10 protein-coding genes are annotated in these 13,504 nt (G+C 72.6%); 3 read left to right on the plus strand and 7 right to left on the minus strand.

The annotated features are described in order from the left end of the window. Nucleotides 1–33: 33 nt before the first annotated feature. On the minus strand, nucleotides 34–663 hold the full coding sequence (locus ABT008_RS11370; protein ID WP_350695695.1) for an FtsB family cell division protein: 630 nt from the start codon (nucleotides 661–663) through the stop codon (nucleotides 34–36). 29 nt (nucleotides 664–692) lie between these two features. Then, the gene (gene eno, locus ABT008_RS11375; RefSeq protein WP_350695696.1) at nucleotides 693–1,976 is read right to left on the minus strand and encodes a phosphopyruvate hydratase; all 1,284 of its coding nucleotides are present in this window, start codon (nucleotides 1,974–1,976) and stop codon (nucleotides 693–695) included. Between the two features lie 221 nt (nucleotides 1,977–2,197). Here eno and ABT008_RS11380 point away from each other — a divergent pair, with 221 nt between their 5' ends. Continuing rightward, nucleotides 2,198–2,887, plus strand: a complete 690-nt coding sequence (locus ABT008_RS11380) for a hypothetical protein (protein WP_350695698.1) — start codon at nucleotides 2,198–2,200, stop codon at nucleotides 2,885–2,887. Between the two features lie 3 nt (nucleotides 2,888–2,890). On the opposite strand, the gene ABT008_RS11385 is transcribed toward ABT008_RS11380, so the two are convergent. From ABT008_RS11385 to mfd, 4 genes are all read right to left on the minus strand, one after another. After that, complete coding sequence (locus ABT008_RS11385; protein ID WP_350695700.1) at nucleotides 2,891–4,510, minus strand: DUF885 domain-containing protein; 1,620 nt, start codon at nucleotides 4,508–4,510, stop codon at nucleotides 2,891–2,893. Nucleotides 4,511–4,893: 383 nt separating this feature from the next. Next, complete coding sequence (locus ABT008_RS11390; protein WP_350695701.1) at nucleotides 4,894–5,877, minus strand: nucleoside triphosphate pyrophosphohydrolase; 984 nt, start codon at nucleotides 5,875–5,877, stop codon at nucleotides 4,894–4,896. Nucleotides 5,878–5,879: 2 nt separating this feature from the next. After that, nucleotides 5,880–6,620, minus strand: coding sequence for a hypothetical protein (locus tag ABT008_RS11395; protein ID WP_350695703.1), 741 nt, complete (start codon nucleotides 6,618–6,620; stop codon nucleotides 5,880–5,882). Between the two features lie 22 nt (nucleotides 6,621–6,642). Beyond that, a complete protein-coding gene (gene mfd, locus ABT008_RS11400; protein ID WP_350695704.1) occupies nucleotides 6,643–10,371 on the minus strand; it encodes a transcription-repair coupling factor in 3,729 nt (1,242 codons plus the stop codon). A gap of 200 nt (nucleotides 10,372–10,571) precedes the next feature. Between mfd and ABT008_RS11405 the strand changes: the two genes are divergently transcribed. Together ABT008_RS11405 and ABT008_RS11410 are read left to right on the plus strand one after the other, a co-directional pair. Then, the gene (locus ABT008_RS11405) at nucleotides 10,572–11,483 is read left to right on the plus strand and encodes a cyclase family protein (RefSeq protein WP_350695706.1); all 912 of its coding nucleotides are present in this window, start codon (nucleotides 10,572–10,574) and stop codon (nucleotides 11,481–11,483) included. A 132-nt stretch (nucleotides 11,484–11,615) separates the two neighbouring features. After that, complete coding sequence (locus tag ABT008_RS11410; protein ID WP_350695708.1) at nucleotides 11,616–12,185, plus strand: hypothetical protein; 570 nt, start codon at nucleotides 11,616–11,618, stop codon at nucleotides 12,183–12,185. A gap of 45 nt (nucleotides 12,186–12,230) precedes the next feature. Here ABT008_RS11410 and ABT008_RS11415 read toward each other — a convergent pair whose 3' ends face one another. Further along, nucleotides 12,231–13,271: a S66 family peptidase gene (locus tag ABT008_RS11415; protein WP_350695710.1), complete on the minus strand. Its 1,041-nt coding sequence runs from the start codon at nucleotides 13,269–13,271 to the stop codon at nucleotides 12,231–12,233. Nucleotides 13,272–13,504: the final 233 nt, after the last annotated feature.

The raw sequence follows: 13,504 nt of genomic DNA on the forward strand, positions 1-13,504 counted from the left end.
GCCATCTCTCGTTCGTGCGGGGGTGGTCGGTGCTCAGTCGACGGTCGGGGTCGCGTCGGCGGCGCGCACGCTCGACCAGAGCGTGTCGTACCAGCGGTCCGGCGTGGACGGGGTGCCGGGCTGGGCGGTGCCGGCGTCCCGGGCGGCGCCGGCCGGGTCGTCGAGCAGCACCACCAACTTCTCACCGGGCCGGGTCATGAAGAACCGCTCCCGCGCCTTGGCCTCGATGAACGCGTCGTCCTGCCACTTCTCGGCCTCCTCGGTCAGGTCGGCGATCAGCTTGCGCTGGGCGGCCTGCGAGGCCTCCATCCGCTCGATGTCGGCCTGCTGGTCGAGATAGACCCGGACCGGATACGTGTAGGCGAGCGCGAGCGCGATCAGCACCGCGACCAGCACGGTGGCCCGGCCGGTGAGACCTCGGGATTGGGGTGCGGAGAGCCGGGTGACGCCGCCGGCGGCGGTGCGCCGGGCTGCGGCGGGCCGCTTGGCGGAGCGTACGCCCTCGGCACCGCGGGCGGCCGACGGCGCCCGGCCGGCGGTGGTACGCGACTCGGCGCGGACCCCTCCGCCGTCCCGGACCGCGCCCCGGCCAGTGCCGGGCCGACCGGTGCGGCCCGGCCGGCGGGCCGGACGTTGACCACCCGGCGTGCGGCGCTGCTGCATCACACCCCTCCCCCGAGGTTCACCACCCGTCAGGCGGAACGGTAACGCGGGAAGGCGCCCGCACCGGCGTACCGCGCCGCGTCGGCCAGCTCCTCCTCGATGCGCAGGAGCTGGTTGTACTTGGCCACCCGGTCGGAGCGGGCCGGGGCACCGGTCTTGATCTGGCCGCAGCCGGTGGCCACCGCGAGGTCGGCGATGGTGGTGTCCTCGGTCTCGCCGGACCGGTGGCTCATCATGCACTTGAAGCCGGCCCGGTGGGCCAGGTCGACCGCGTCCAGGGTCTCGGTCAGCGAACCGATCTGGTTGACCTTCACCAGCACCGCGTTCGCCGCCCGCTCGGTGATGCCCCGGGCGATGCGCTGCGGGTTGGTGACGAAGAGGTCGTCACCGACGATCTGGACCCGGTCGCCGATCGCGGCGGTCAGCGTCTGCCAGCCGGCCCAGTCGTCCTCGGCCAGCGGGTCCTCGATCGACACGATCGGGTACGCGTCGGCGAGCTTGGTGTAGTACTCGCTCATCTCCTCCGCGCTCTTGGCGACGCCCTCGAAGGTGTAGCGCCCGTCGGAGAAGAACTCGGTGGCGGCGACGTCCAGGGCGAAGACGATGTCGGTGCCGAGCGTGTAGCCGGCCTTCTCCACCGCCTCGGCGATCAGGTCGAGGGCGGCGGCGTTGGTGGGCAGGTTCGGGGCGAAGCCGCCCTCGTCGCCGAGCCCGGTCGACAGGTCCTTCTTCTTCAGCACGGTCTTGAGCGCGTGGTAGACCTCGGCACCGGAGCGCAGCGCCTCCCGGAAGCTCGGCGCGCCGATCGGCGCGATCATGAACTCCTGGATGTCGACGTTGCTGTCGGCGTGCGCCCCGCCGTTGAGGATGTTCATCATCGGCACCGGGAGCAGGTGCGCGTTCGGCCCGCCCAGGTAACGGAAGAGGCTCAGCCCGGCGCTGCCGGCCGCCGCCTTGGCCACCGCCAGCGAGACGCCGAGGATGGCGTTGGCGCCCAGCTCGCCCTTGTTGTCGGAGCCGTCGATGTCCAGCATCTTCTGGTCGATCACCCGCTGTTCGCTGGCGTCGTACCCGATGAGCTGGTCGACGATGCGGTCCTCGATGTTGGCGACCGCCTTCTCCACTCCCTTGCCCAGGTAGCGGCCCTTGTCACCGTCGCGCAGCTCGACCGCTTCGAAGGCGCCGGTGGAGGCGCCGGAGGGCACCGCCGCCCGGGAGACCGTGCCGTCGTCCAGCCCGACCTCGACCTCGACCGTCGGGTTGCCCCGCGAGTCCAGGATCTCCCGAGCCTCGATTACCTCGATGGTTGCCACTGAGTCGCTCCTCGTTCGTGTCGTCTCGTGCGGTATGGGCCGCGACGGTGCGGCTGAGGCAGGTGTTGAACGCAGCGTATCGGTCCCCGTTCCTCCGCACCGCGACCGGGCGGGCCACGACCCGCTCTGTGACCGCCGACGGGTCGGACATTCCCGAATTCTCGTGCGTCAACCGGCAACGAGTTTGCACGAGCGGGACCTGATCGATCAGGCTTGGCGCCATGCCCGCCGCCTCGACCACCCTCCGTACGCTCGCCGTGTCGGTCATCGCGTTGCTCACCGTCACCGGCTGTCAGGCTCTGGACGACGCCGGACGGGCCATGGGACGGGCCGACGTGGTCAACGAACTCGCCGCCCGGATCGACCGGGCGCTGGAGTTGACCTACTCGGCGCAGTACCAACTCTCCGGCGGACGGACCGCGTCGATCAACCAGTCGCAGGACCCGGCCCGGTCGGCGTACGAGTGGCCGGACGGCAAGCTCACCGTCACCGCCGAGGCGACCACCCGCTGCGAGGCCGACGACGGGCGGACGGTCTGCACGCTCGAGGCGCCGCCCGCCGCGAACAGCAAGCCGCCGGTGGTCGTCTTCGCCGCCGCCGAACGCGAGGGCCTGGTCACACCGCCGCTGGTGATGGGCCTGCTGACCAGTGCCGCACTGGATCCCGGCGCGGTCATCACCCAGCGCGAGAACACCATCGCCGGGCACCACGCGACCTGCGTCGACGTGCGGCAGACCGCCGAGAGCTTCAACGCCTGCGTGACCGCGGAGGGCGTGCTCGGCAGCTTCACCGGCCAGATCGACGGCGTGCCGGTCGAGTTGGCGTTGAGCCGCTACCAGGAGCAGGTCGACGGCGCCGCGTTCGAGCTGCCGCCGGGCGCGGGCGTGGTGGACCGCCGACCCGCCACCTGAGGCTCAGATCCCGAGCAGGGTCCGCAGGTGGCGCGGCGGCGGGCAGTTGTGCGCCAGCATCTCGTCGTGCCAGTCCCGTAGCGCCACCTCCGACGGGCGGGCCGCGGCGATGTCGGCGACCTCCGCGTACCCGACGAAGTAGGTGGAGAGCTGGGCCGAGGTGAGCAGCGAGCGGCGCCACTTGCCGGCCGCCTCGCCCTCCTCCTGGAAGCCCCGCCCGGTCAGCAACGCCATCGCCTCCGCCTCGGGCACCTCCTCGGCGTGCACCAACTGGTCCAGCAACGCGTTGATGGTCATCCGCAACTGCATCTTGAGCTGCTGCAACCGCACCGGCAGCCCGCCGAAGCCGTGCCCGGCCATCAGCTCCTCGGCGTAGACCGCCCAGCCCTCGACGAACGGACCGGACCGGGTCAGCGCGCGGACGCGGGTGGTGCCCCGGTGGCGGCGGGCGTGGGCGAGCTGGAGGAAGTGACCGGGCATCGCCTCGTGCACGGTCAGGTTCCTGATCATGTGATCGTTGTACTCGCGGTAGAACGAATCCACGCGATGCGCCGGCCAGTCCGCCGGAGTCGGCGCAATGCAGTAGAACGTGGGCAGGTCGGCGGTCTCCAGCGCGCCCGGCGCGTCGCAGTAGGCCACCGCCACGCCGCGCGCGAACTGCGGCATCACCTGGATCACACAGGGGTCGTCCGGCACGCTCACCAGGTCGTACGCGCGCACGAAGTCGCTCGCCTCGTCCATCGTGATCGAGGCCAGGTCGACGATGGTGTGGTCGTCGGGGTGCTCGGCGGCGAGCAGGTCCAGCGCGCGGCGTACCGTCTCGTCGTCGGCCGGACCGCCGACCAGCTCGACCGCCGCCGCGCGGATCTCCTCGCCGACCCGGTCCAGGTTGGCCCAGGCCCGGCGTTGGATCTCGGCGGCGCCCAGCTCGGTGTCGAGGGTGTGCCACAGGCGGGCCTCCCAGCGCCGCCGCCCCAACCGGGGATCCCGCCCCGGCCCGTCCTCGGTGGCCAGCCCGGTGCGCAGCCAGGCGACGAACTCCTCCAGCGCGGCGATCGCTGCGGTGGCCGCCGGCTCGACCCGGTCGACCAGCGCCGGTGCCTGCGCGAGCAGCGCCGGCACCTCGTCCCGGACCAGCGCGGCGGTGCCGGTGAACTGCCCGACCGCCGTCTCGGCGTGGATCCGGGGCATGTCGCGCAGCGTCGCCCGCGCGGTCGCCAACGCGTCCGGTACGGCGGCGAGCCGACCGGCGAGCGCGGTCAACCGCTCCTCGACCGGCGCGTACGGCCGGGCGACGAGGGCGTGCAGCAGCGGGCCGGGATTGTGCGCGAGTGGATCCCACTCGTGTGCCCGGATCTCGGTCAGCTCGAACAGTTCCCGGTCGACCGCCGCCGCCAGCAGTGCGTGGTCCACCTGCTCCTCGACGTCGCCCGGATCCGGGTCGATCTCGCACAGCACGCTGGCCGCGTCCACAAGCATCGCCCGGTCGGCCGCCACCGCGTCGGCGGAGAGATCCGGCAACCGGTCGTCGTACCGGTGGTCCCCGACCGAGGTGGCCACCCCCGGCCGACTGACCAGCAACGCCTCGACGATCCGCTCCGCCACCACCCCGAACTTCTCCACCCCCCGACCCTAACCACCCCACCCACCCCCCGCCCCTGGAGCGGACCCGCCCCGCCCTGCCTCCCGCAAACGGTCCACCCACTCCGGTGATCAAGGAGTTTGCGTCGTGCCGACACGGTTCTCCGACGCAAACCTCTTGATCACGGAGCCACGCCGGACAACTGACAGGGGTTTGTGCACCTGGCTAAGTAGATCGGCCCTCTGGGCTGCCCCAACCTCAGCGCGATGGTGGGGCTTCGGCCCTTGGCAGCAGCGTGGCAGCGTAGCTGTTCGACACGCCGGGCATGGAGCAGCTGCAGTGCCACGATCCGGGGAGTGCGTCAGGGGGGGCGGTGCGTCAGGGGGGGCGGTGCGTCAGGCGGCGGTGCGCCTGGGGCGGTGCGTCAGGTGGGAGGGCGGGGGGTGGATTCGGCCTTGCGGATGGACTCGGCGTGGGCGAGGGTGGCGCGGCGCAGGGCGGTCTCCGGGTCCAGGCCGGCGTCGCGGGCCTCGGCCACGGCGGTCAGCAGGGCGGCGCCCAGGGCCGCCTCGGCGTCCGGCTGGGCATCCGGCGACGGGAGCGGCACACCGAGCCCGGCCCGGGTGGCGCGTTCCAGGATCTTGGCGGCCAGGGCCAGCGCTGGCTGGCTCACCGCGATGCCGTCGAGCACCGAATCCCGAGACTTCTCGGCCTGCTTGATCCGCTCCCAGCTCGCGGTGATCTCCTCCAGGCTGCCCGCCTCGGCGTCGGCGAAGACGTGCGGGTTGCGCCGGACCATCTTGTCGACCAGGCCACCGGCCACGTCGTCCACGGTCCACCGCTCGCCCTCGGGCAGCTCCTCGGCCAGCCGGGCGTGCAGCACCACCTGGAGCAGCACGTCACCCAACTCCTCGCGCAACGCGTCGGTGTCCCCGGCGCCGATCGCGTCGTACGCCTCGTAGCACTCCTCCAGCAGGAACCCGGCCAGACTCCGGTGGGTCTGCGCCCGCTTCCACGGATCACCACCCGGGGAGAGCAGTCGGTCCAGCACCGCCACCGCGTCGAGCAGCCGGGCCCCCGGCGGATCCCAGGAGCCGTACATCAGCTCCAGCTCCGCCAGCCCCGGTTCGCGGGCAAGCCGCAACCCCAGCTCCCGGGCCAGCGACTCGTCGCCGGCCGGGCCGGCCAGCCACACCACGGTCTCGTGCGTCGTCGCCGTGTCCAGCAGCGCGGGCACCGCCGGCCCGTCGAGCACGCGCACCTCGGCACCGGCGACCCGCAGGGCGTTGGTCAGCTCGCTCTCCGCACCGGCGAGCACCGGCGCGGCGCGTACGACGTCCCAGGCGGCCGCCGTCAGCAGACCGGCCGGCAACCGGGGCGAGGTCACCAGCAGGACGATCCGGGGCACGGTCAGCCGTCAGCCGGGCCGGTCTGCGCCGGCCTCGGGGTGGAGACGTCGGTGACCGCGTCGGAACCCGGCTCACCCAGCGGCACACCCACCGCGACCGCCTGACCGGCGAAGCTGAGCACCGGGAACTCCAGCGGACGGTAGCGCGGGTTGACCGTCACGTCGTACGTCTCGACCGCCCCGGCCAGGGCGTCGCGGGTGGCCAGGGCCTGGCGGAGCTGTTCGCCGTCGAGCTGCGGGGCGGCCTGCTCCACGGTCACGTCGGCGGGTACGGCACCGGCGCGCTTGCCCGCCGCCACCAGGTCGGCCAGCTCCTGCTCGGTCGGTGCCACCGGCGAGCCGACCGGGATGCCGGACAGGCAGGTGTACAGCTCGGCGACCTGCCGCGCGTACGTGGCCTCGGGGCTGATGCCGAGCTGCTGGGCCACCTGGGCGACCTCGGCCTGCCCCTGGGGGCGGTAGCCCTCGGCGGCGGAGATCCGCTCGCAGACCTGGCCGAGCACCAGGGTGCTCACCACCTCGCTGCGTCCGGGCAGTCGAACCTGCTGGCCGGGCACCGGCTCGGCCGCCTCGGTCGGCTCCGGGTTCTTGGCCCGGGCGTCGTCGATGACCTCGGTGACGGCGTCCTCGGTGATCCGGTGGTCACCGACGTACGCGGCGACACCGGGCTCGGAACGGCAACCGGAGAGGGCGACGAGGCCGACCGCCACGCTGGCGACGGCGACAAGACGGCGAGCACGCATGCCCGTCACTCTCTCATGCCCCCTACCCACCGGTGCCACCAGCACCCACGGCCACTGCGGGGGCACCGAGGACGTCGGAGAGCAACTGCGCGCACCACTCCAGCAGCGCCTGGTCGCGCAGCGGCTCGCCACCGATCCGACGGGTCGTCGGCCGGGGCACGCTGACCTGGTCGAGCGCGGCCTTGTAGACCGAGTCCGGGTGGTAGCGCTTGAGCCGCATCTGCTTCGAGTCGGGCAGCGGCAGCGGCCCGAAGCGCAGGTGCTTGCCCTGCATGCTGACGTCGGTGAGGCCGTACTGCCGGGCCAGCAGCCGGAACCGCGCCACCGCGATCAGGTTCTGCACCGGCGCGGGCGGCTCGCCGTAGCGGTCGGTCATCTCAGCCGCCACCTCGCGCAACCGTTCCTCGTCGCGCGCCTCGGCGAGCTTGCGGTACATCTCCAGGCGCAGCCGCTCCACGCCGACGTAGTCGTGCGGCAGGTGAGCGTCCACCGGAAGGTCGATCTTGACGTCCGTCTCCTCCTCGGGACGTTCGCCCTTGAACGCCTGCACCGCCTCGCCGACCATCCGGACGTAGAGGTCGAACCCGACGCCCTCGATGTGCCCGGACTGCTCGCCGCCGAGCAGGTTGCCGGCGCCCCGGATCTCCAGGTCCTTCATCGCCACGTACATGCCGGCGCCCAACTCGGTGTGCTGGGCGATGGTGGCCAGCCGCTCGTGCGCGTGCTCGGTGAGCGGCTTCTCCGGCGGATAGAGGAAGTACGCGTACGCCCGCTCCCGGCCCCGGCCCACCCGGCCCCGGATCTGGTGCAACTGGGCCAGGCCGAGCAGGTCGGCCCGCTCCACGATCAGCGTGTTGGCGTTCGGGATGTCGATGCCGGACTCCACGATCGTGGTGCAGACCAGGACGTCGAACTCCTTCTCCCAGAAGCCGACCATGACCTTCTCCAGGGCGTCCTCGCCCATCTGGCCGTGCGCCACCGCGACCCGCGCCTCGGGCACCAGCTCACGCAGCCGCCGGGCCGCCCGCTCGATCGACTCGACCCGGTTGTGCAGGTAGAAGACCTGTCCGTCGCGCAGCAGCTCGCGGTGGATGGCGGCGGCCACCTGCCGGTCGTCCTGCGCCCCGACGGCGGTGAGCACCGGGTGCCGTTCCTCCGGCGGGGTGGCGATGGTGGACATCTCCCGGATGCCGGTGATCGCCATCTCCAGGGTGCGCGGGATCGGGGTCGCCGACATGCTCAGCACGTCGACGGCGGCCCGCATCGACTTGAGGTGTTCCTTGTGCTCGACGCCGAACCGCTGCTCCTCGTCGACGATGACCAGCCCGAGGGACTTGAAGCGGGTGGCCGCCGCCAGCAGCCGGTGGGTGCCGATGACGATGTCGGCGGTGCCGTTGGCCACCATCTCCAGGGTCTGCTCGGCCTCCTTCGGCGTCTGGAAGCGGGAGAGCTGCCGGATCGTGATCGGGAACTGGCTCATCCGCTCGGCGAACGTGTTGTAGTGCTGCTGCACCAGCAGCGTGGTCGGCACCAGCACCGCGACCTGCTTGCCGTCCTGGACCGCCTTGAACGCCGCGCGTACCGCGATCTCGGTCTTGCCGTAGCCGACGTCGCCGCAGATCAGCCGGTCCATCGGGACGCTCTGCTCCATGTCCCGCTTGACCTCCTCGATGGCGGCGAGTTGGTCGGGCGTCTCCTGCCAGGGGAAGGCGTCCTCCAGTTCCCGCTGCCACGGGGTGTCCGGACCGAAGGTGTGCCCCTTGGACGCCTTGCGGGCGGCATAGAGCTGGATGAGCTGGGCGGCGATCTCCCGGACCGCCTTGCGGGCCCGGGCCTTGGACTTCTGCCAGTCCGAGCCGCCCATCTTGTGCAGCGTGGGCTGCTCGCCACCGACGTACCGGCTGAGCTGGTCGAGCTGGTCGGTGGGGACGAAGAGACGGTCGCCGGGCTGGCCGCGCTTGCTCGCGGCGTACTCGATGACCAGATACTCCCGGGACGCGCCGTTGACCGTCCGCTGCACCAGCTCCACGTACCGACCGATGCCGTGCTGCTCGTGCACCACGTGGTCGCCGGCCCGCAGTTCCAGCGGGTCGATGGTGTTGCGCCGCCGGCTCGGCATCTTGCGCATGTCCCGGGTGGAGACGCCCCGGCCACCGGTGACGTCACTGCCGGTGAGCAGCACGAACCGGGCCGCCTCGTCGACGAAGCCGCCGGTGAGGCTGCCGCAGGTGACCAGCACCTCGCCCGGCACCGGCGCGTCCGGGACCCGTTCGGTCATCCGGGCACCCAGGCCGCCGTCGCGGAGCACCTCGACGGCCCGGTGGGCGGGGCCGTGCCCCTCGAAGACCAGCGCGACCGACCAGCCCTCACCGGCCCAGCGCGTCAGGTCGGCCACCACCCGGTCGGTCTCGCCGTGATAGAGCGGCGCGGGCTGGGCGCTCAGGCTGACCGCGATGGCGTCGTCGGGGGTGACGTCGACCGCCTCCGGCGCGTCCTCCCACGGCTGCCGCTCCGGGGCGGCCTCCGGCTCGACCATAATTCGGCCTCCGCGCCGGTAGCCGGCACTCCGGACCGAATGAAGGTCGTCCGCCAGCCCGAACGGGGACAGCGTCCACCAGGGCCGACGCAGCGTGGCGGCGGTCGCGCGGACGTCGGCCAGGGTGCGGAAGGCGGCCGCGCCGAGGTCGATCGGGGCCTGGCCACCGACGGCCGCGGCGGCCCAGCTCGCCTGGAGGAACTCCTCCGAGGTACGCACCAGGTCGTGCGCCCGGGTGCGGATCCGCTCCGGGTCGCAGAGCAGGACGTACGTGCCCTCGGGCATGCAGTCCAGCAGCAACTCCATCGAGTCGTCGCCGATCAGCGCCGGGGCGAGGGACTCCATGCCCTCCACCGGTACGCCGCCGGCCAGCTTGTCCAGGATCTCGGCCAGCTCCGGATGCTGTCCGGCCAGCGTGGCGGCCCGCTCCCGGACCTCCGGGGTGAGCAGCAGTTCCCGGCAGGGCGGTGCCCAGAGTTGTGGCACCTGGTCGATGGTGCGCTGGTCGGCCACGGCGAAGGTGCGGATCTCCTCCACCTCGTCGCCCCAGAACTCGACCCGGGACGGGTGCTCGTCGGTGGGCGGGAAGACGTCCAGGATGCCGCCGCGTACGGCGAACTCGCCCCGCTTGGTGACCAGGTCGACCCGCGCGTACGCCATGTCGGTCAAGCGGCGCGCCACCTGCTCCAGGTCGGCCTCGTCGCCGGCGGACAGCCGCACCGGCTCCAGATCGCCGAGCCCCTTGAGCTGCGGTTGCAGCATCGACCGGACCGGCGCCACGACCACCCGCAGCGGCCCGGTGCGCCCGTGGGCGTCGGCCGAGTCCGGATGGGCCAACCGGCGCAGCACCGCCAGCCGTCGGCCGACCGTGTCGGAGCGCGGCGAGAGCCGCTCGTGCGGCAGCGTCTCCCAGCTCGGGAAGATCGCCACCTGCTCGGCGGGCAGCAGGCCACCCAGCGCCGCCACCAGGTCCTCCGCCTCGCGGCTGGTGGCGGTGACCGCCAGCACCGGCCGCCCGGCACCGCCGACGGCGGCGTCCCGCCCCTGGTCGGTGGCGTCCGCGGCGACGGCGGCGACCGCGAACGGGCGCAGCGCCGGTGGCGCGGTCAGGTCGAGGCCGTCGACCTGGGCCGCACCGGAGCGCGCCAGGTCACGCACACGGGCCAGCCCCGGGTCGGCCAGGGCGGCGGCGAACAGTCCGGTGAGCGCAGTCATGATCACTTCCGCGGGTGAGGACACGACGATCACCCCGCGTCCGTCCGGACGGGGGGTTCCACCGGTCGACACTATCTCTCCGGTCGGACGATCCACCGCCGTCCACGACGTCCGCGCTCTCGGCCTCCTGGTCCGGCGGTCCGGTCGACGTCCCCAGCAGGATCTTGACGGCCGCCGAGCGCTGTGGTCGGCTGCCCGGCATGAACGGGGAGTTTCGCGCACAGTTCGACGCAGACGTCACCTTCGCCAACGGCGGCGGTCTACGCACCGAGGGCTTCCGGCTGGACATCCCCGGCCGGAGCATCACCGACGAGGACCTGGCGGCGCTGTTCGTCCGGCACCTCGGGCTGCTGATGGTGGCCGAGGTACGGATCACCGGCACGACGGTCGTCGAGGAGCCACACAAGGGCGGTCGCGGCGTCGCGGCCACCACTCCGAGCGCCGGTCGCCGGTTCGTCGAGCTGAGTCACGTCCTCACCGACGGGATGACCACGCTGCCCGGCTGGCCGGCGCCCCGGATCACCGAGTGGCTGACCCGGGAGGAGTCCCGGAGGAACTACGCACCGGGCACCGAGTTCCAGGTCGGGCGGATCGACATGATCGCCAACACCGGGACGTACCTGGACACCCCCGCACACCGGTACGCCGACGGCAGCGACCTGGCCGGCGTCGGCCTGGACCGCCTGGCCGACCTGCCCGCGCTCGTGGTGCGCCTGCCCGCTGGCACCCGTGCGGTGGACCGCCTGCTGCTCGCGCCGTACGACGTCGCCGGGAAGGCCGTCCTGCTCCACACCGGCTGGGACGCGCACTTCGGCACCGACCGGTACGCCGCACCGGAGGCGCCCTACCTGACCGGTGACGGCGCTCAGGCGCTCGTCGACGCCGGTGTCGCCCTGGTCGGCATCGACTCGATCAACATCGACGACATGAGCCCGGTGGCGGGCGGTACGCGTCCCGCGCACAGCACCCTGCTGGCCGCCGGTGTCCCGATCGTGGAGCATCTGACCGGGCTGGACCAGCTCCCGCCCGACGGCTTCCGATTCACCGCCGCCCCGCCGAAGGTAGCCGGCATGGGCACCTTTCCCGTCCGCGCCTACGCCCGCATCGACTGAGACCGGAGAACCGTGACCTACCCGCCCCCCGGACAACCGCCCTACGGCGGACACCCCGCCCAACCGCCGCACGGCGGACAACCCGGTCAGCCGCCCTACGGCGGTTGGCCGTCGGGTCCGCACCCGACCCCCGTGGTCAAGCGTATTCCCGACGACCAGCCCTTCGTCGTACGCCCCAACCTCGTCAAGCGTGGTCTGGTCATCGGCGGCGTCCTGCTGGCCGCCCTCGGCCCGATCATCTGCTGCCTCGGCTTCCTCGTCCTCGGCTCGATGGAGACGGAGGGACGCCGCGCCGGCGGACTCGGCATGGCGGGGCTGCTGGGCTGTCTGATCCTTCTGGTCGCCCTGCTGGTCGGCCTTCAGCTCTGGCTGATCGGCTCCGGCGGGCCGGTGCTCGCGCTGAGCCACGAGGGGCTCTGGATCCGCAGCCGGCCCACCCGTGGTCAGGCGATCTGGCTGCCGTGGGAGGCCGTCGCGCAGATCTCCCGCCGCCGGTGGAGCCTGGAGAAGATGCTGGTGGTCAAGCCGCACAACCCGGCGACGATGCCGAACCTCGGCGGTTACACGGCGTTCGACAGCGCACCGTTGAACGTCCTGTACGGCTCCGGCCTGGTCGCCACCCTCAACTTCGCCGACAAGCCGGAGGCGGAGATCCTGGCGGCCGTCGCCCACTACAGCGCCGGTCGCTGCCAGCTCACCTGAGCGCTCCCGGGGTGGCGGTTCGGCCGCCGCCCCGGGCAGGGACCGTCAGTAGCGCACCGAGATGCGGCGGTCGACCGCGTCGACCCGCACCTCCCCGCCGTACGGGACGATCAACTGCGGGTCGGTGTGGCCGAGATCGACGTCGAAGACCAGCACCGCGTCGGGGGCGTACTCGGCAAACGCCCGGGTCACCGCGGCCCGCTGCTCCCGGGCGTAGCCGGCCTTCTCGTCGGGGGTGAGCCGGCGGTCGAAGTTCCACGCCTTGGCGCGGCCGACCAGCGCGGCGGGAAAGCCGGCGAGCAGGCCGCGCTCGCCGAGGCCGCGCAGCATGCGATAGACCTCGACGGCGGGCGGCAACTCCTCCGAGGTCTCGATCAGGAGGACCGACCCGCGCAGCGACTCCACCGGGGCGACCCGGTCGGCGGCGAGCAGCCACTGCAGCACCTCCAGGTTGCCGCCCCAGGTGCGGCCGGTCACCACCGTCGCCGGCCCCTGCCAGCGCCAGCCCGCACCGGCGAACATCACCGGCGCCGCCGCCAGGCAGTCCGGGTCGTTCCAGTCGGCCGGCTCGTCGCCCCACTCCGGCGCCGGGGCCAGGTCGTACCAGTCGGAGTCGAACAACGCCGCGCGCAGCGAGTCGGCGGTCATCGGGTGCAGCGCGCCGGGCCGACCGAGGTGCACCAGCACCGACCCGCCGTGATAGCTCACGATCCCCAACCGGTGCAGGTGGTTGAGGAGGTTGGTGTTGTCCGAGTAGCCGAAGTAGGGCTTCGGGTTGGCGCGCAGCACGTCGTCGTCGAGGTGCGGGGTGACGGTGATCTGGTCGTCGCCGCCGATGGTGGCCAGCACGGCGGTGATCGTCGGGTCGGCGAAGGCGTCGGTCAGGTCGCGGGCCCGGTCGCGCGGGTCGGCACCCATCACGCGGGTGGTCGGGTACTCCACCGGCTCCAGGCCGTACTCCTCGCGCAGTCGGCGCAGGCCCAACTCGTACACCTGCGGGAAGAGGCCCGGCAGCCCGGCGGAGGGCGAGACGACCGCGACCCGGTCCCCCGGTCGGGGCTTCGGTGGGTAGCGCAACGACGGCATGGGCCGACGGTACCGCCCCGCGTCCGGCGTGGCCTTGATCACCGCCGGTGGGCACGCCCAGCCGCGGATCTGCCCGCTGCATGGGCCGCCACCAGCGCGGACGCCCCTCACTCCTCCCCCCGGATGAAAGGAGGGGACCCCTCCTATACAAAAGGCGATAACAAGGGGCCCCTCCTTACAACCGGGTGCGCGCGGATACGATCGGGGAAGTCGGACAGCGCTGTCCTTCGTAC

The organism is Micromonospora sp. NPDC002389 (genome assembly GCF_040296095.1).
Classification (GTDB): domain Bacteria; phylum Actinomycetota; class Actinomycetes; order Mycobacteriales; family Micromonosporaceae; genus Micromonospora.